Here is a 1,005-nt window from a genome sequence, read left to right as displayed (position 1 = left end):
AAGCCATTAGCGGATAAATAAAACACGAAATCATCAAGCGATATGTCTGTAGAAAGCTGAAGCAGATTTCATTCATTAACAATGAAGGCATTGTGGTTTCATTCTTAGATTTTCTACAGACTCGTTATGCGCTAGGAATTATAGATGGTTAAGGAATTTACGAAAGTAGAAATGAAGCAACGTGCAATCAAAAGAGTTGCTGAAGTAATCTATGGCCAATGGGAAGAAGGCAGAGGAGTTCATTCTAGAATCTTTGAAGTTCTTGTACCTGATGACTTTGTTCTAGAAGGTATTTCTAAGAAAGGTAATGATTATAGAGAGCATATTGTCCCATGTGTTCTAATTAGAAATCATGCCAATAAAATGTTTGATCAAGGCTCCACAATTGAAGACGTCGAAACTATGATTAATGATCATTTACGTATAGTAAAAATTTCGACTGATGAAGCAAAATATATTGATAACACTTTAGGCTTAAAAGAACGAATGCCTGAAGGTTGGGAGTTTGGTCATGGTGACCCATTGGCTAGACTACACGCCGGAAACGTAGAAATCGCATAACAAGCGCCTGCAATCTGACCTCCGGCCACTGTCACCTTTTTTGCGGTGGAGCTGCAAAAAAGGCGCCATTGGCCTCCGGTAGTTGAGGCGGGCGTTATGACCTTTTGAGATATTTTGAATAAAAGTTTTTAGCTCAAACAATTCGGCCAGTAAAATCGCTAAAGTAGATGGTGAATTTCATCGTCAAGTCTTGGCCAATAGCGAGTTGTAAAGTCAGTTGGCGCAGCTAAAAAATAGAAACAAGCCTTGTCGAAAGTATCGGCAATGTTAAAGTAAAACGTACAAATTAGTAGGCAAGTAGTGGGTATATAGTTTTACCTGATTACCACCTAACATAAGCCATTCTCCCGTCTAAACTTACGACACTGGTTTTCCTTGGGTTAGGAGACGTGTCATGGCCAGGAACAAAATCCAGTTTCAGAAAGGCATGAGCCTTGTGGAATT

General features: G+C 39.4%; 1 protein-coding gene. It reads left to right on the top strand.

All coding sequences use genetic code 11. From position 1 onward, the window contains the following. Window positions 1–144 precede the first annotated feature (144 nt). Entirely contained in the window at window positions 145–561 is a 417-nt protein-coding gene (locus KHS78_RS22185) for a hypothetical protein (protein WP_211831198.1), read from the top strand. Window positions 562–1,005: the final 444 nt, after the last annotated feature.

Origin of the sequence: Kistimonas asteriae, assembly GCF_018263925.1 — a bacterium.
GTDB classification, from domain to species: domain Bacteria; phylum Pseudomonadota; class Gammaproteobacteria; order Pseudomonadales; family Endozoicomonadaceae; genus Kistimonas; species Kistimonas asteriae.
Note: the sequence above shows the minus strand (reverse complement) of the source record. Positions and strands in the feature narration are given on the sequence as shown.